Source organism: Micromonospora sp. NPDC023644 (assembly GCF_040640115.1).
Lineage (GTDB): Bacteria > Actinomycetota > Actinomycetes > Mycobacteriales > Micromonosporaceae > Micromonospora.
The window spans coordinates 1-16,750 of the sequence record NZ_JBFABA010000084.1 but is presented as its reverse complement, the minus strand read 5'-3'; the positions used below and the strand labels follow the sequence as shown (position 1 = coordinate 16,750).

Genomic DNA, 16,750 nt, shown 5'->3' with positions numbered 1-16,750 from the left:
GCCGGTGCGGGCCGGCGGTCCCGCAGGTCGCCACGCCCGGCTGCGGCGACCGGTGCGCCGGGCGCGGCGGGCGCGCGGCGATTCGCGTCGGTGGGGTGCGCGGCGCCGTGGCGGGCCGGATAGGGTCGTGGGTATGACCCACCAGGTGCACGCCTTCGAGCCGCCGGAGCGGTTCGTCGCCGGGACGGTCGGGCCGCCGGGGGAGCGCACGTTCTTCCTCCAGGCGCGCGGCGGTGGCCGGCTGGTCAGCGTCGCGCTGGAGAAGGTCCAGATGTCGTTGCTGGCCGAGAAGCTCGAGGAGCTGCTCTCCGAGGCGCAGCGCCGCTTCGGCGTGGAACTGCCCGAGCCGGTGGCCGTCGTCGGCGACAACGACCCGCTGGACACGCCGGTCGACGAGGAGTTCCGGGTCGGCACGCTCGGGCTGGCGTTCGACGTCGACACCGCGACCGTGGTGATCGAGGCCATCGCCGTGGGCGAGGCGGAGGTCGAGGTCGAGCTCGGTGTGGAGCCCGACGACGACGAGGACGCCGAGGACGAGGACGAGGAGCCGGACGAGGACCTCGACCGGCTCCGGGTGCGGCTGACCCCCGAGGCGACCCGCCAGTTCATCGAGCGGGCCCGGCGGGTGGTCAACGCCGGCCGTCCGCCCTGCCCGCTCTGCGGCCAGCCGCTGGATCCCGCCGGTCACCTCTGCCCGCGCCACAACGGTTACCACCGGTGACGTCGTCGGACCTCCAGCCCCGACAGGACGGCGAGGCCGCGCTCCGGTTGCTCCGGGACGGCCACCTCGACCTGGAGGGGCGGCTCGTCGACGCCTCCAACACCACCCTGCGCGGCATCCTGACCCTCGACGGGGTGACGGCCCGCTGCGTCTACAAGCCGGTGCGGGGTGAGCGCCCGCTGTGGGACTTCCCGGACGGCACGCTGGCCGGCCGGGAGGTCTCGGCGTACGTGGTCTCCCGGGCCACCGGGTGGGACCTGGTGCCGCCGACGGTGCTGCGCGACGGCCCGTTCGGGCCCGGATCGTGCCAGCTCTGGATCGACGAGCCGGAGGAGGCCGAGCCCCTGGTCGGGTTCGTGCCGGCCGACGCGCTGCCGCCCCGCTGGTTCGCGATCGCCGCGGCCCGCGACGACGACGGCACACCGTACGCGCTGGCGCACGCCGACGATCCGAGGCTGGCGCGGCTCGCGGTGCTCGACGCGGTGATCAACAACGCGGACCGCAAGGGCGGGCACGTGCTGGTCGGCCCGGACGACCGGATCTACGGCGTCGACCACGGGGTGAGCTTCCACGTCGAGGAGAAGCTGCGCACGGTGCTCTGGGGCTGGGCGGGCCGGCAGCTGCCGGCGGACGCCGTGCAGATGCTCGACGCGCTCGCCGGCCAGCTCCCCGGGGCGCTCGGCGCCGAGCTGGCCGAACACCTGACCATCCGGGAGGTCGCCGAGCTGGCGGCCCGGGTCGACCGGCTGCGGCACACCGGCCTGTTCCCGCAGCCGTCGCAGGACTGGCCGGCGGTGCCCTGGCCCCCCATGTGAGCGCCCGCCGGGCGGCGATCCGGCCCCGGCGTCCCACCCCACGGCGTTGTCGTGATGATCACTGTGGGGCGGGCCTGCCGCGCCGCGCCGGCTGGTTAGGCTGACGGTCATGGACTCTTGGGCGGGACATGAGGTGCCGCGGCTGCCGGGCAGGGGCCAGCCGCTGTCGTTGTTCGACTCGGCGCGGCAGGGCGCCCACCCGAGCGATCCGACCGGCACCGCGACCATGTACGTCTGCGGCATCACCCCGTACGACGCCACGCACCTGGGTCACGCCGCCACCATGATCGCGTTCGACCTGGTGCAGCGGGTGTGGCGGGACGCCGGCCGGGACGTGCGCTACGTGCAGAACGTCACCGACATCGACGACCCGCTGCTGGAGCGGGCCGAGCGGGACGGCGAGGACTGGAAGGTCCTGGCGATGCGGGAGACCGCGCTGTTCCGGGAGGACATGGAGGCGCTGCGGATCATCCCGCCGGCTCACTACGTCGGCGCGGTCGAGTCGATCCCCGAGATCGCCGACAAGGTTCTCCTGCTGCTCAAGGACGGGGCCGCGTACCGCCTGGAGGACGGCACCGGCGACGTCTACTTCGACGTCGCCGCCTCCTCCCACTTCGGCTACGAGTCCAACCTGAGCCGCGAGCAGATGCTGGAGATCTTCCCCGAGCGCGGCGGCGACCCGGACCGGGCCGGCAAGCGCGACCCGCTCGACCCGCTGCTGTGGCGGGGCGCCCGCGAGGGCGAGCCGTCCTGGCCGGGCGGCGAGCTGGGCGCGGGCCGCCCCGGCTGGCACATCGAGTGCGCGGTCATCGCGCTCAACCTGCTCGGCGACCGGATCGACGTGCAGGGCGGCGGCAACGACCTGATCTTCCCGCACCACGAGTGCTCCGCGGCGCACGCCGAGCGGCTCACCGGCGCGGCGCCGTTCGCCGACCACTACGTGCACGCCGGCATGATCGGCCTGGACGGCGAGAAGATGTCGAAGTCCCGGGGCAACCTGGTCTTCGTCTCCCGGCTGCGCGCCGACCAGGTCGACCCGATGGCGGTCCGGCTGGCCCTGCTCTCCGGGCACTACCGCGCCGACCGCACCTGGACCGACGAGCTGCTCGCGGCGGCGCAGGAGCGGCTGGCCCGCTGGCGGCGGGCCGCCGCCGCGCCCGCCGGCCCGTCGGGCGAGGAGTTCCTGGCCGGCGTACGCGCCCGCGTCGCCGACGACCTGGACTCGCCGGGCGCCCTGGCGCTGGCCGACGGGTGGGCCGAGGCGACCCTCGCCGGCACCGCCGACGACCCGGCCGCCCCCGCCCTCTTCGCCGCCACGCTGGACGCCCTCCTCGGCATCCGCCTCTGACTCCACCCGACCCCGCCCCGCCCCTCGCGGCGTCGATCATGCAGTTGTGGTGCCCCGCGAAAGGTGCTTAACGGCGGTAACCGCCCACCAGAACTGCATGATCGACGGGGTGGGGGCAGGTCAGCCCAGGACCAGGCCGGGGTCCGGGGTGGGGTCGGGGGCCGGGGCGGGGATCTTGTACTCCTCGGTCAGCGTGGTGACCGGGCCGGGCCAGGTGGCCTGGGCGACCTCGATCGGCTTGCGCTGGCCGTCGTAGGCGACGTGCAGCAGGTGCAGCACGGGGGTGTCGGGGCGGATCTGGAGGATCTCGGCCTCCTCCCGGCTGGGCTGACGGGCGCTGATGGTGTCGGTGGCCGAGACGTACCGCCGGCCGGTGGCCTCCTCGGCCTCCTGGTAGAGCGGGCGGCCGAACGCCTCGGCGCGCTCCAGCGAGGTGCCGGCGGTGTCGGCGGGTAGGAACCACGAGGCGCCCACCTCGACGGGGGAGTCCTCGGTGCGCACGAGGTGGCGGCGGCAGAGCAGGTCCGTGCCGTCGGCCACCCCGAACGCGTCGGCCACCTCCGGCGGGGCGGGGGCCCGGCCGACCGAGACGAGCTGCTGCCGGTACCGCGCGGCCAGGTCGGTGTGGTAGCCGCGGAAGCCGCCGTACCGGCCCCGGGAGAGCCGGTTGAGCCGCCGCCGGGTGCCTCGGACGTACGTCCCGGAGCCGGGCTTGGTAATCAGGATGCCCTCGACCCGCAGCTGGTCGACGGCGCGCTGCACGGTCTGCTTCGCCACGCCGAACATCTCGGCGATGGCCGGGATGGACGGTAGCCGCTCGCCCGGCGCCCAGTCGCCGCGGCGGATCTGGGTCTTGAGCTGCGCGGCGATCTGCCGGTGCGGGAACTCGGCCGCCCCCGGATTGATCTGCATGCCCGCCTCCTCGCTTGCAACTAGGTTCCTAGGATGCCCTAGAGGTGGTGACAGCGCCACCCCGGACACGCCGAAGCACCGGGCCCCGGACGACACGCGTCCGGGGCCCGGTGGGGCAGGCGGGGGTATTACCAGGAGCCGGCGGTGGGGCCGGCGGAGCCGCCCCGGCGGCGCAGGTACTTCTCGAACTCCTGGGCGATCTCGTCACCGGTCAGCGGGGTGATGCCCGCGTCGCCGACGCGTTCCTCCAGCTCGCGCACGTATTCGCCGAGCTCCGCGTCCTGCTCGGCGGCGCTGCGCACCCGCTGCTCCCACTCGGCGGCCTCCTCGGCCAGGTCGGCCATCGGCACCGGCAGGTCGAGCACCTCCTCGACGCGGTGCAGCAGGGCGAGGGTGGCCTTCGGGCAGGGCGGGTTGTTGGCGTAGTGCGGCACGTGCACCCAGAACGAGACGGCGTCGACCTCGGCCTTGTTGCAGGCGTCGTGCAGCACGCCGACGATCCCGGTCGGCCCGTCGTAGCGGGTGGGGGTGAGCTGGTAGCGCTGAGCGGCCTCCGCGTCGGAGGCGCTGCCGCTGATCGGCAGCGGCCGGGTGTACGGCACGTCGGCCAGCAGCGCGCCGAGCACGACCACCCGCTCGACCTCCAGGCTGTGGCAGATCTCGAGCACCTGCTCGCAGAAGGTGCGCCACCGCATGCTCGGCTCGATGCCCCGGATCAGCACGACGTCCCGCTCGGTGCCCTCGGGGCTGGCCACCATGAAGCGCGTCGTCGGCCACTCCACCCGGCGGGTCTCGCCCTCGGCCATGGTGATGGTGGGGCGACTGACCTGGAAGTCGTAGAAGTCCTCCGGGTCCAGTTCGGTGACCTGCCGGGCCTGCCAGACCTGCTCCAGGTGCTCGACTGCGGCGGTGGACGCGTCGGCGGCGTCGTTCCAGCCCTCGAACGCGGCGATCGCCACGGGGGACCGCAGCACCGGCAGTCCGTCGAACTCGGTCACGCCGTCACCTCACCCTGCTCGTCGGGGCCGGCACCGGGACCGGACCCGGTCGTCCGCCCGCCGGGCGTGGTGCTGTAGCTGTTGTCCTTCACGTCCGCCAGCCTACGTGTCGGGGCGGGATGCGGCCCGTCGGCCGCGCCGGTCGTGCCCGGCGACGGCCGCCCATACCACGATGAACCGGACAGCGTGATCCCGCTGACACAATGTGGGAAGGCACGATCGGGGCAATCGATCGGGTCGCGACGGCACTAACCTGATCCCGTGCGGACCTCATTGCTCGACGTACTGGCAGACCGGATTCTCATCGCCGACGGCGCCATGGGCACGATGCTGCAGGCGGCCGACCTCACCCTGGACGACTTCGAGGGCCACGAGGGCTGCAACGAGGTCCTCAACGCCACCCGGCCGGACGTCGTGCGCGGGGTGCACGAGGCCTACCTGGCCGCCGGCGCGGACTGCGTCGAGACCAACACCTTCGGGGCCAACCTGGCCAACCTGGGTGAGTACGACCTCCAGCACCGCATCCGCGAGCTCTCCGAGGCCGGGGCCCGCCTCGCCCGCGAGGCCGCCGACGCGTACGCCACCCCGGAGCGGCCCCGCTTCGTGCTGGGCTCGATCGGCCCGGGCACCAAGCTGCCCACCCTCGGCCACGCCGACTACGCGACGCTGCGCGACGCGTACCAGGAGAACGCCGAGGGCCTGATCGAGGGCGGGTCGGACGCGCTGATCGTGGAGACCTGCCAGGACCTGCTCCAGGTCAAGGCCGCGGTGGTCGGCTCGAAGCGGGCCATGGCCCGGCTCGGCCGGCCGGTCCCGATCATCTGCCACGTCGCGGTGGAGACCACCGGCACCATGCTGGTGGGCAGCGAGATCGGGGCGGCGCTGGCGGCCATCGAGCCGCTGGGGGTCGACCTGATCGGGCTCAACTGCTCGACCGGCCCGGCCGAGATGGGCGAGCACCTGCGCTACCTCTCCCGGCACTCCCGGATCCCGCTGTCGGTGATGCCGAACGCGGGCCTGCCGGTGCTGACCGCCGACGGGGCGTACTTCCCGCTGACCCCGGTGGAGCTGGCCGACGCGCTGGAGCGGTTCGTCACCGAGTACGGCGTCTCGCTGGTCGGCGGCTGCTGCGGCACCACCCCCGAGCACATCCGGGTCCTGGCCGAGCGCCTGCACGGCACGCGCCCGGCGCCCCGCGAGCCGCGGCACGAGGCCGGCGTCTCGTCGGTCTACCACCCGGTGCCGTTCGCCCAGGACGCCTCCCTGCTGATGGTGGGGGAGCGGACCAACGCCAACGGCTCCAAGGCGTTCCGCGAGGCCATGCTCGCCGGCGACTGGCGCGCCTGCGTGGAGATCGCCCGTAGCCAGGCCCGCGACGGCTCGCACCTGCTGGACCTCTGCGTCGACTACGTCGGGCGCGACGGCACGCAGGACATGCGGGAGCTCGCGGGCCGCTTCGCCACCGCCTCCACCCTGCCGATCATGCTGGACTCGACCGAGCCGCCGGTGATCGAGGCGGGGCTGGAGATGCTCGGCGGCCGGTGCGTGGTCAACTCGGTCAACTTCGAGGACGGGGACGGGCCGAATTCCCGATACGCCCGGGTGATGCCCATCGTCAGGGAGCACGGCGCCGCCGTGGTGGCGCTGCTCATCGACGAGGAGGGACAGGCGCGCACCGCCGACTGGAAGGTGCGGGTCGCGGGCCGGCTGATCGACGACCTCACCGGACGGTGGGGGATGGACCGCGCGGACATCCTGATCGACGCGCTGACGTTCCCGATCGCCACCGGCCAGGAGGAGACCCGGCGCGACGGCATCGAGACCATCGAGGCGATTCGGGAGATCGCCCGCCGCTATCCGGGTGTCAACTTCACCCTCGGCATCTCCAACGTCTCGTTCGGGCTCAACCCGGCGGCCCGGCAGGTGCTCAACTCGGTCTTCCTGCACGAGTGCCGCGAGGCCGGCCTGACCAGCGCCATCGTGCACGCCAGCAAGATCCTGCCGTTCAACAAGATCCCCGACGAGCAGCGGGAGGCGGCGCTGGACCTCGTCTACGACCGGCGCCGCGAGGGCTACGACCCGGTGCAGAGGTTCATCGAGATCTTCGAGGGCGTGGACGCCGCGTCGGCGCGTGCCGGGCGGGCGGAGGAGCTGGCCGCGCTGCCGCTGGAGGAGCGGCTCAAGCGGCGGATCATCGACGGCGAGCGCAACGGCCTGGAGGCCGACCTGGACGCGGCGATGGCGCAGGGGCGCAGCCCGCTGTCCATCATCAACGACATCCTGCTCGATGGGATGAAGGTCGTCGGTGAGCTGTTCGGTTCCGGTCAGATGCAGCTGCCGTTCGTGCTCCAGTCCGCCGAGGTGATGAAGACGGCGGTGGCGTACCTGGAGCCGCACATGGAGACCGCCGAGGACGGCGGCAAGGGCCGCATCGTGCTGGCCACGGTGCGCGGTGACGTGCACGACATCGGCAAGAACCTGGTCGACATCATCCTGTCCAACAACGGCTACGAGGTCGTGAACATCGGCATCAAGCAGCCGATCAACGCAATCCTGGAGGCCGCCGAGCAGCACCGGGCCGATGCGATCGGCATGTCCGGCCTGCTGGTCAAGAGCACCGTGATCATGAAGGAGAACCTCGCCGAGATGGCGTCGCGCGGCGTCGCGGAGCGCTGGCCGGTGCTGCTGGGCGGGGCGGCGCTGACCCGGGCGTACGTCGAGGACGACCTGCGGGCGATGTTCCCCGGCCAGGTGCACTACGCCCGGGACGCCTTCGAGGGGCTGTCGCTGATGGACCGGGTGATGACGGCGAAGCGCGGTGGGGCGCCGGTCATCGACGCGGAGCGGGAGGCGGCGCTGGCGGCCCGCCGGGCGCGCCGAGAGCGACAGCGGGCGATCGTCAGCGAGTCGTTGCCGGAACTGGACGACGCCTCGGTCCGGTCCGACGTGGCCACCGACGTGGAGGTGCCCGCCCCGCCATTCCTGGGCACCCGGGTGGTCAAGGGCGTGCCGCTGGCCGACTACGCGGCGCTGCTCGACGAGCGGGCCACCTTCCTCGGGCAGTGGGGCCTGCGGGGCGCCCGCAGCGGGCAGGGCCCGTCCTACGAGGAACTGGTGGAGACCGAGGGACGGCCCCGGCTGCGCTACTGGCTGGACCGGCTGATCGCCGACCAGGTGTTGGAGGCGGCCGTGGTGTACGGCTACTTCCCCGCGTACGCCGAGGGCAACGACCTGGTCGTGCTGGACGAGAACGGGCACTCCGAGCGGGCGCGGTTCTCCTTCCCCCGGCAGCGGCAGGAGCGGCGCCTCTGCCTGGCCGACTTCTTCCGGCCGCGCGGCGACGAACTGGACGTGGTGGCGTTGCAGCTGGTCACGGTGGGGCAGCCGATCAGTGAGTACACGGCCAAGATGTTCGCCCGCAACGAGTACCGCGACTACCTGGAGGTGCACGGGCTGTCGGTGCAGCTCACCGAGGCCCTGGCGGAGTACTGGCACCGGCGGATCCGCGCCGAGCTGATCCTGCCCGGCGGTCGTACGGTGGCCGACGACGACCCGACGGACCTGGCGGGTCTGCTGCGCACCGACTACCGGGGCTGCCGGTACGCGTTCGGCTACCCGGCCTGCCCGGACCTGGAGGACCGGGCGAAGATCGTGGAGCTGCTGGGTGCGGAGCGGATCGGCGTGCAGCTGTCGGAGGAGTTCCAGCTGATGCCGGAGCAGGCGACGGACGCGATCGTGGTGCACCACCCGGAGGCGAGCTACTTCAACGCCAAGTGACGGACGTAGGTGCCCTGAGCTGCGGTGCAGGTCGTCCGGAGGTTTCCGGAGCCAGGATCATGCCGTCGCCAGGCCGTCAGCTGCTTCCGGGCCGTCCTCGGCAGCCTGGTCCTCACCGAACGCTGCATCAATGGCCCGGCGCGTACGGTCCTCGCTGGTCGGCAGGAGGTGCGTGTAGGTCCGCAGGGTGAAGCCGGGGGCGGCGTTGCCGAGGTAGGTCGACAGGGCCTTGATGCCCTCCCCGGCCAGGAGAACTGAGGCGTAGGTGTGCCGAAGGACGTCCCCGAGACGTGGCGGAAGAACGCATCGTTCAACGTCAGACCGGCGACACTGCGGAACGCCTCAGAGCATGGGACGCGACCCTCGGTCAGGGGCGGTGGGGTGACCTCAGGCGGAGTGGCGGCAGTTCCCACGGTTGCAGGGTGCCGTCGATCAGTTCGGCCAGGAACTGGACCGCCCCGCCTGTGTAGTGCCACCAGCCGCCGTTGCGGGATGCGACAGTGACCGGCCAGTCGTCGGGTCCGGCGCCGGTTGTGGTCCAGAGAAAGACATCGCCCTCGTTCGAAGTGGCCCAGGGAAGCAGGCCTCCAGGAGCGGGGTGGGGGCGCAACCCGATGGACATGTCCGCTTCCCACCAGTCCTCGATGATCTTTAGGTCGCTGCGAATGCCGTGCAGCCTGTGCTGCTCGGCGCCCGGCTCTGGAAGACCGAGAACCAAGAAGCCGCCGAGGGTGAAGGTGGGGTAGAGCGCAGCGAGCAGCTTGTAGTCGGCCGGCAGGCGTGTGCTCAGTCCCCCTTCTAGCAGAGGCCAGTCCACGGCGGCGGGCTCGGGCCGGCGGTGCTGGGGGAGGCAGGGAATCGCCCGCTCCAGGGCATGCACTGCCGCAGCCGGGTCCGTGATCCGTTGCTGTGGTGCCTGCGTGCCGATGAGGTCCTCCATGGGGACGAGGATGCCAGGGGGTGCGACCTGACTGGAAAATCGATGTGTAGGACCACGTGAGCTAGGTGCCGTCAATCGCAGCACCGTCCTGCTCGGCGCCTTCGGTGAGCAGGACGACGACGATCTGGTCGCCGCGATGACGGCGGTGGCCCGCGGGTCGGCGTCACCCTTCTCTCACTAGATCTTGAGCACCGACCGCACCGAAACGCTACTGGCGGACCCATCGGTCCGGCGGACCCGGAGTCGGCGCAGGCCAGCCCGGTTGACGTGCACGACCTCGCCCGTAGCTCCTGATCTGGCCGGGGCTGTCGCCGTCGGACCCAGTCACCGCGTCGCCATTCCTTCCGATTCGAGGGAGCGTCGCCCGGGCCAATTGATCGATGATTTTCATTGACCACAGTCATCACTCTTCGGTTGCATGCATAGGCACGAAGGACCGCTGCGCGGAACTGGTTGTCCGCAAGCGGGGATAGGCGGTCCGGCACGGTTGGAAGAATGGCGACTCCGAGATGCGTGCACCCGAAGTTACGATGCCCGCACTCTGCGCGTCTGTGACGTCCTCGATGGCGGTGAGGTGCCGTCCATGGCGGTATCCTGTCGCGGCCACGCCGCGTCGGCGCCACCTTCCGCCTTCCGCTCGCACCGGCGAAGGACGATAGGAGCAGCTTGTCGAGTAGCATTCGGATCGCCGTTTCAGATCCGCTTCCCATGTTCGGCCGGGGGATCGCCGACGTAATGCGCGACACCGGCCACGATGTCGAATTCCCCGGCGATCTATTCACCTGGAACGGGTATGCAGGACCGCGTCTCATTTCGCTGACGCTGCTCTACCCGTCGGATTGGGCACTGCTCGCGGCGCTGAGGGACAGCCGGCCGCGAACCGCAGTGGTTGCCGTCATCGAGAACGGCGATGTGGACCGTTGCGTGCGAGCGCTGACCTCCGGCGCCGTGGGCGGCGCGGAAGCCGACGCCGGTACGGTGCGCAGCGTCCTGTCGGCGGCCGCCTCGGGCCGCAGCATCCTTCCGGCCGACATGGTCCGGGCTCTGACGTCACTGTCCCGGTCACCGCAAGCCGGACATGTCCCTACCGAGATCGAGATTTCGTGGATACGTCTGCTCGCCCAGGGCTTCACGGTCGCACGTCTGGCCGCGCACGCGGGTTACTCCGAGAGAATGATGTTTCGCGTCCTGCCCGCCATCTATGAACGATGGGGTGTCGCCAACCGCACCGAGGCGACCATCCACGCACGCGGAAACGGCTGGATCTGAGATATCGACGCTGGGGCGTGATCAGGCCGGCTCGTAGGCCCACACCACCAGTTGAGCGCAGTCGCGGCAGTGCAGCTTGGTCATCGCGCGGCTGACGTGAGTCTCGGCGGTCAGCGGGCTGATGACCATGCTCGCGGCGATCTCCTCGTTGCATAGCCCCGCAAGCCGAAGGTGATGGCGCCTGGGTGCGTCGCTGCTACCTACTGTCTCCAGAACTGTCGGTCAGGAGACGATCCGCCTCCGATGCAATCGCACTCAGTTCGCGGGTGGCGGTTCCGCGCGCGAGCTCAGCGCCGAGAATCTCGTCCTGCGCGGCTTGGACGTCGGTCAGGAATGCGTCCATGGGCGTGCCGATGATCTCCCAGAGTTGCCGGCGCGCATCGACCGCGATCTTGTCAGCATGTCCCATGATCTCCGTAACGAACGCCGCGTGCTGGCGCTCGCTCTCGAGTTGAGCCGTACGCGCTTCGCGTTCGCCTCTCCAGACCTCATAACCGGTCAGCCCGATCTGTATCGCGAAGCCGCCGATCTTGGCGGCTTTGCCGATCCTGTCAGCGATCTTCAGCGCCTCCCAGGGCTTGAACTTCTTCCCGAACAGGTGACCGACATCTTTGACGATGTTGTGGCCGACCGACCCTGACGCGCTCTTGAGACCGTCCCCGGCGCCCCACCATTTCTGCCCTTTAGTGATCTGGTCGGTGACCTTCCGCCAGTCCACTGTTGCGGCGGCCCGGTCATGCGCAGCCTGGTCCGATCTTGTGGCCCGCACGCCGCCCGGCGTTTCCAGTGCCACATCGCCCGCCGGCGGAGAAAGCTGCTGAGCGCGATTGCTAGTGCCGATCTCCAGCAGCTGTTCCGACAACCTGCCGAACTGCATCTCGGTCAGCCTGTTGATCGCGTCGGCGAACTGCTCGGCATGACGATCAAGTGCTTCCACCAGCCTCGCCTCGGACGCGTCGAGAATCTCTCTCGCCCGTGAACCGTCAGCGGGCAGACTCGTCGCCGTATCGACGAACGCCGTCACATCGACCAGGCACGCCGACTTGAACTGCGACTCGGCCTGGAGGAACGACCGCTCGATCATGTAGCGACGGTCGGAAACCGTGGAACGCTGCCGGGCAAGCAGGCCGAGCGCGGTCTGCGACTGGGGGTCCGCCGCGAACAGCTGCTGCGCCTCGTCACACAGCTGGCGAATCAAGTGCAACGGCTGCCGGAGCTGAGCCAGCTGTCCTCGCTCTTCACTAATCTTGTTGATCTGCGCGCGCAGCTCGTCGATACCGGATCGTGTGCGAAGCATCTCGGCCCGCGGACCGCCGCCCAGGCTCCGGAGGTAATATACGGAGTCGACCTCTGCGATCGGAAGATTGAACGTCGAGGTACCGAGCGCGTCCTGGACCGCCTTTTCGCGTATGCCCTCGCCCGCTCTCTGCATGCCGGCCTGCGTGATTACCACGATCATCTGCCCGGAAAGCTGGCGACCGTGCGCCAGACGCCGCAGATAGTCCCTAGATGCGTCGTCGAAGAGGTTCACGGTGATGACGAACAGGATGAAGTCCGCGTCGCCGATCGCACCGACGGCCAGGGCGTCATGGCTGCGCAGACCCGATTGGACACCCGGCGTGTCGACGAGTACCACCGCACCGTCCCACTCGTACTCGTTGACGGCGTCGGTGGCGATGTCCGCGTCGATGACGGGGTCCACGCCACCGTCGGTCAACGCTTTGATCAGACTCGACTTACCACTGCTGAACTGACCGGTGAGGACCATCCGCGGCTTTTGCCGGGACTGCATGCGCGCGCGGGCCAGAAGCTCTCCGGCGAAATCGCCGGAACTCGATCGCAGGAGCTGCTGCAGGCGTGACATCAGCTCCTGCGCACGCGATGGCAGTTCATGCACGAGAACATTCGTCACGAGAGGCCCCCTTCGGCCACTTCCCTGATCCGCACATCGACTCCGGTGTGAACGCGCGCGAGCGCATGCCATGCTTCCTGAGCTCCTGGCGCCACCGGCGCATCCAGAGCGACCTCCAGGCTGTCCGGGCCCATCTCGCGGACGGTCACCGCGCGATCCGCCAGGTGCCGGATGATCTGGAGCGCGCTGGCGGCCGCCGGCGACTGCGCCGACGTGGGCACGATCCGTTCCACGCACTCCGATGCCGGGGAGTGCACGAGCTCATCGAAGACCGGCTCCGGGACCTCGACCGCCATGCCCGCACCTCGCCATCGGGTCGCACGGATGACGGCCGACGCCGCCCGCTCCCGGCCCGTGCAGCGCAGGAGCTCACGAGCGAGTTCGGTATCGATCCGGACGTTCACCGGCTCGATCTCCTCCGATGCGAGACGCCCCAACACCGCGATGGACCGCTCGAGTACGGCACTGGCCGCGTACTGTCGGGCGGCCTCGCCCTCGACCGCGTCGAGCCAGTCCTGCCGCACCCTTTCACCCACTGGCACAAGATTCTCCCGGAACTTCAGCAGCAGCTCCGACATCTGGTCACGGACCTTCCGGCGGCGGCGCTCGCGCACCTCTGCGGCGCTTCGGAAGCTTCGATCACCGATCCAGTCGATCAACCGGTCGAGCCCGAGAAGGCTGGAGACGAGGCCGATGACGCCGACGGACACCGCACCTATCGCGGTCCCGAGACCGGGTCCCAGAAAGGTACCGATGAGCGCGCCAGCCTTCGCGCCAGCCATCAGTCCGCCCATCCCCACGGCGATACGCCCGCCGACCTTGACCGCGCGATTACCCCAGACCGTGCCTCTGCCACCGAGCTCACGGAAGCCACCGCCACCGAACCCCGTCCAGTCGCCGGCCACATCAACCGCGACGCCCTCAAGGTCCGCCTGCAGTCGCTGGCCGACGTCGGCGACGGACCGCTCGAGATCCGTGCGGAGGGCGGCCATCTCGTTGTTCAGCCGTTCGTTGAGCTCGTCCAGGTCCCGGTCGACGTCAACGCTTTCGGCCCAGCGTTCACGGGCGGTGATGGCTGCCGAGAAGGCGGCCTGAAGCTCCTCGTACGCATCGTCTACCCGCCGGAATCCGCGCTTACGGAATTCGAGCTGCATCCCCAGGCCAGCGGTGAGGGCCGAGGATGCCGTGGCGTGTGCGGTCTCCACCGCGTCGGCGGTGTCCAGGAGTGCGAGGCGCAGACTATCGCAGATGCTGACAATGCGCCGCTGAGCGAAGGTACGGTCCGCGTGGAGGCGAAGTGCGCTGACCAGGGAGTCGATCCGGCTGTTGGCGTGCAGGGTGCGGGCCTCATCGGTGTCCAGCGCACCGGAGAGCGCCAGGCGGGCAGCCTGGGCGTGAATCGCCACCGCATCGATGTAACACCCGCCCGCGCGGGAAAGATAGCGGCGGATCGGTGCCAGGTTCCCCACGGCGTCGCCACCGAACACGAGTTCGGGCTCGTCGAGCATGTCGAGCAGGCCGATCTCGTCGGTGACGTCCTTGAGACAGTTCAGGGCCACGAGGATCGGCTTGCCCAGGTCGGCCAGCCGTTCGAGCGCCTGCCCGGTCTGTTCCTGGGTAGCTCGGGTGGTGGCCACCCAGAGGATCAGGTCCGCGTCGGCGACCTGACTGAACGCGACCTCGTAGTCCTCCTTGCCGTCCATGGCGCCGACACCTGGGGTATCGACGATCTCGACACCGATCTCCGTCGCGACTCGGATGCAGGCCTCTCGAGAGAACCGTTGTCGGCCATCGCCGACGCGTGCCCCGTCGCCGCCTGACAGATACTCGAACAGCGTGCTCTTGCCTGCCATCGTCTGGCCCATCAGGACGACACGGAAAGGCCGTTCGACATCACGGTCCGTAAGCGACTCACAGATGGCTTCCAGACGCACCGCGCTGTGGTGTAGATAATCGACGGCGTTCCCGAGCGACCAGCGATGTTCACTGCCGATGATCTGCGCGTCGATCTCCCGCGCTGCCCGTGTCAGCGCGCGGGACACATCCTGCCCATCGGCCACTAGGAGCGCCCGGAATGCCGCGGACAGGGTCGTTAGCGACCTATCCATCCCGCTCATCCGTTCTTGTGTGCTTCCCGCCCCGGTGCACTGGACCGACCGGGATCCTTCCAGGTCACGGGTAACCCTGAGTCGCATCGGACATCCGTGACAGCGCTCGCGAGGCGCGAGCCTTTACCTCCCGCTATGACCATGCAAATGCTGCACCCAGATAGGCCGTCATCAGCTCGCACAGCCGCTCGCGCTCCTTACCTCCGATGGGCACAGGCTCACCGTATATGCGCCCACCTCCATGCCGGGAGCCCGGGGTGAAGCGCTGCCGAACCTGGTGTGGGAGTACACGTGAACAGCTTCAACCCACCCGCCACGTGAGGGCCCCTCCAAGAGGGTGGTTGTGCGGTGGCTGGTTGCCGAGGGGCGACGCGATAAGGCTAATCAGCAGTTTGCCGCAGTGGAGGCCGACGAAAGCGTGGGGCAAGATGATCAACCTCGGTATCGGCGTGCAGACCGACCTGGGTGTGGTGGTGCAAGCAGCGGTCTGTAGCGTGCACGTCCGCTGTCATCGGCCTTATCCTTCGTGAACGCATCACGGGAAACGGGGACGCATGACGACTTCGACCGGTCGCCGGCGAACGAAACACAACGCTGGCAAGGGCTCCGCCGGCGCCACCACCGCGCAACTCGGCCGAGTCGCGCGAGCACTGCGCTCGCGCCATCCTGGGATCAGCACCAAGAACCTGACAAAGAAACTCAGGGCACAGCTCGGCTGGCCCTCTCTGACCGTCGGCCAGGTCGCGTTCGGCGAGGACGGCCGCCAGCAGCAGGCCCTTGGCCTCTACCGGGGCGCGTAGCCCCGCCTCGGTCCTTCTTGATATCGAGACGGCGGGGTGTCAACGCGTGCTGGGCAGCGAACAATTCGCTCGCCTTCAGCTCGTCGACGAGGTCGCCGCGCTCGGCCTGCGGCGCGGGTGTCGCCGAGGCTTCCGGAATGCCGAACAACGCATCGCCGGTAACGGCCGCCGGCCGCCGCCGTGGCTTGGGAGCCGCAAGAGACAGCTCCGGTGTCGGTGTAACCCCAGTAGTCACCAGTTGGCACCACTGCGGTTGGCGCACCTCGACGGCGGACCAGCCGGCCGGTACATCGGTCACATGAGGCAGCAGGAAGGCCAGGAGAGGGATGGCGACCTCCGCCAGCGATGCCCCGCCGTGGTAGCCGGCCTTGCTGGACCGGTAGCGCAGCAACGGATCCCACAAGGCGACGATCCGGTTGTCAGGAGCGACGACCCGAGGGCCAATCAACTCCACTTCTCCCGACCCGGCAGGATCGGAGCCTGTTCGGTGCCGGGCGGAGGCGGCGTCGGCCGCCCGGACGTAGTTGCCGCCACGCTCCAAGACGTGCCCGTGGTCACTGGTGATAATGACGGCCCGGCCGGACGAGCGGGCGAGGTCAAGCAGGCTGCGCAGGAAGCCGACATCGCTGAGCTGCCACCCGGCCTCGCTGCCTTCGCGGCCGTGAGCGAGCGACTCGTCCACCGTCTTGATCACTACGGCGACCAGGTGACCAGAGTCAGCCACCGTCGAGGCCAGCTCACCGGCGAACCCCTCGCCGGCCCCGCCTCGTGCCGGTCCCTTGTGGAAAATCTTGGCGTCCTTGCCCATCGCCCTTCGGCGAAGAAACGCTTCTCATTGTTCTGTTCACCGCTGCTCAGAGCGCCGGCGAACAGCGACGTCCGAGAGACGGCCGTCAGAGCGGCCACCACGCCACGCCGCCGCCCAGGGTAAGTGCGGGCGAGCGGGTCGTACTCGATCCAGTGCTGTGACAACTCGAAAGCCCCAAGCGTGGGGGCGGTGGCCGCACGAAGGCGTGCCGGTCGTCCAGGAGTCGGCTCTAAAGCCGCTCAGGGTCAGGTCATCCGCTTACCTGGGAGGGAGGGGGTGCCCGCCGGTGGCCAGCTCCGACCCCGGGAGCCGGGTCCGTGCCGGGCGAGGTTGGGTCAACTG

10 protein-coding genes and 2 pseudogenes are annotated in these 16,750 nt (G+C 69.9%); 5 read left to right on the top strand and 7 right to left on the bottom strand.

The genetic code is table 11. The annotated features are described in order from the left end of the window. Nucleotides 1-133: 133 nt before the first annotated feature. The 3 genes from AB0G08_RS29090 to mshC all read left to right on the top strand — a co-directional run bounded on the left by AB0G08_RS29090 (nt 134) and on the right by mshC (nt 2,884). Nucleotides 134-721, top strand: a complete 588-nt coding sequence (locus AB0G08_RS29090; RefSeq protein ID WP_358093834.1) for a DUF3090 domain-containing protein — start codon at nt 134-136, stop codon at nt 719-721. Continuing rightward, nucleotides 718-1,536 (top strand): SCO1664 family protein, encoded by an 819-nt coding sequence (locus AB0G08_RS29085; protein WP_358093831.1) that lies wholly within the window; start codon nt 718-720, stop codon nt 1,534-1,536. Before AB0G08_RS29090 ends, AB0G08_RS29085 begins: the two co-directional genes overlap by 4 nt. A 109-nt stretch (nt 1,537-1,645) precedes the next feature. After that, nucleotides 1,646-2,884 carry a cysteine--1-D-myo-inosityl 2-amino-2-deoxy-alpha-D-glucopyranoside ligase gene (gene mshC / locus AB0G08_RS29080; protein WP_358093828.1) on the top strand — a complete coding sequence of 413 codons (1,239 nt, stop codon included), beginning with the start codon at nt 1,646-1,648 and terminating at the stop codon, nt 2,882-2,884. 120 nt (nt 2,885-3,004) lie between these two features. Here the strand turns inward: mshC and AB0G08_RS29075 are convergent, their stop codons facing one another. Together AB0G08_RS29075 and AB0G08_RS29070 are read right to left on the bottom strand one after the other, a co-directional pair. Continuing rightward, the gene (locus tag AB0G08_RS29075) at nt 3,005-3,796 is read right to left on the bottom strand and encodes a GntR family transcriptional regulator (RefSeq protein WP_358093825.1); all 792 of its coding nucleotides are present in this window, start codon (nt 3,794-3,796) and stop codon (nt 3,005-3,007) included. 128 nt (nt 3,797-3,924) lie between these two features. Beyond that, nucleotides 3,925-4,794: a PAC2 family protein gene (locus AB0G08_RS29070; protein ID WP_101409578.1), complete on the bottom strand. Its 870-nt coding sequence runs from the start codon at nt 4,792-4,794 to the stop codon at nt 3,925-3,927. Between the two features lie 261 nt (nt 4,795-5,055). On the opposite strand from AB0G08_RS29070, the gene metH reads away from it, so the two are divergent. Further along, on the top strand, nt 5,056-8,571 hold the full coding sequence (gene metH, locus AB0G08_RS29065; RefSeq protein WP_358093822.1) for a methionine synthase: 3,516 nt from the start codon (nt 5,056-5,058) through the stop codon (nt 8,569-8,571). 367 nt (nt 8,572-8,938) lie between these two features. Here metH and AB0G08_RS29060 read toward each other — a convergent pair whose 3' ends face one another. Continuing rightward, a complete protein-coding gene (locus tag AB0G08_RS29060) occupies nt 8,939-9,511 on the bottom strand; it encodes a hypothetical protein (protein ID WP_358093819.1) in 573 nt (190 codons plus the stop codon). Between the two features lie 666 nt (nt 9,512-10,177). Between AB0G08_RS29060 and AB0G08_RS29055 the strand changes: the two genes are divergently transcribed. After that, nucleotides 10,178-10,780 carry a hypothetical protein gene (locus tag AB0G08_RS29055; RefSeq protein WP_358093816.1) on the top strand — a complete coding sequence of 201 codons (603 nt, stop codon included), beginning with the start codon at nt 10,178-10,180 and terminating at the stop codon, nt 10,778-10,780. A gap of 4 nt (nt 10,781-10,784) precedes the next feature. Here the strand turns inward: AB0G08_RS29055 and AB0G08_RS29050 are convergent. The 4 genes and pseudogenes from AB0G08_RS29050 to pglZ form a co-directional block, all read right to left on the bottom strand. Beyond that, nucleotides 10,785-10,939 (bottom strand): annotated as a pseudogene (locus AB0G08_RS29050) (helix-turn-helix transcriptional regulator); the annotation flags it as partial. A 37-nt stretch (nt 10,940-10,976) separates the two neighbouring features. Beyond that, nucleotides 10,977-12,692 carry a GTPase gene (locus AB0G08_RS29045; protein ID WP_358093813.1) on the bottom strand — a complete coding sequence of 572 codons (1,716 nt, stop codon included), beginning with the start codon at nt 12,690-12,692 and terminating at the stop codon, nt 10,977-10,979. Next, nucleotides 12,689-14,809: a GTPase domain-containing protein gene (locus AB0G08_RS29040; protein ID WP_358093810.1), complete on the bottom strand. Its 2,121-nt coding sequence runs from the start codon at nt 14,807-14,809 to the stop codon at nt 12,689-12,691. Before AB0G08_RS29040 ends, AB0G08_RS29045 begins: the two co-directional genes overlap by 4 nt. A 690-nt stretch (nt 14,810-15,499) precedes the next feature. Next, nucleotides 15,500-16,414 (bottom strand): annotated as a pseudogene (gene pglZ / locus AB0G08_RS29035) (BREX-2 system phosphatase PglZ); the annotation flags it as partial. Nucleotides 16,415-16,750: the final 336 nt, after the last annotated feature.

Coding starts and splice junctions, on each gene's coding strand:
- AB0G08_RS29060 (WP_358093819.1), bottom strand. CDS start 9,511: ATGGAGGACCTCATCGGCACGCAGGCACCACAGCAACGGATCACGGAC.
- AB0G08_RS29040 (WP_358093810.1), bottom strand. CDS start 14,809: ATGAGCGGGATGGATAGGTCGCTAACGACCCTGTCCGCGGCATTCCGG.
- AB0G08_RS29075 (WP_358093825.1), bottom strand. CDS start 3,796: ATGCAGATCAATCCGGGGGCGGCCGAGTTCCCGCACCGGCAGATCGCC.
- AB0G08_RS29090 (WP_358093834.1), top strand. CDS start 134: ATGACCCACCAGGTGCACGCCTTCGAGCCGCCGGAGCGGTTCGTCGCC.
- mshC (WP_358093828.1), top strand. CDS start 1,646: ATGGACTCTTGGGCGGGACATGAGGTGCCGCGGCTGCCGGGCAGGGGC.